This is a genomic window from Pseudomonas avellanae BPIC 631, from assembly GCF_000444135.1.
Lineage (GTDB): Bacteria > Pseudomonadota > Gammaproteobacteria > Pseudomonadales > Pseudomonadaceae > Aquipseudomonas > Aquipseudomonas avellanae.
On sequence record NZ_ATDK01000119.1, the window covers coordinates 1 to 216 of the forward strand.

At 47.2% G+C, this 216-nt stretch carries 1 pseudogene; it reads left to right on the top strand.

The features are described 5' to 3' along the window. Positions 1 to 130: pseudogene (locus DW49_RS1000000131835) on the top strand (IS5/IS1182 family transposase); the annotation flags it as partial. Between the last annotated feature and the right edge of the window lie 86 nt (positions 131 to 216).

The window sequence follows — 216 nt, forward strand, 5'->3', positions numbered from 1 at the left end:
GTTCGGTTACGTGAAAGTGCGCTTTCGTGGATTGATGAAAAATACGGCTCAGTTGACCACGCTGTTCGCGTTGTCGAACCTGTGGATGGTACGAAAACAGCTCATGGGTATGGGCGAGTTGCGCGTTTAACATGGGAAACCGTGCGAAAAAGCAGCACATGCGCGATTAATCGATCGATTTTTCAACAAATAGCGGCTTATTTTAGGAAAAGTCCG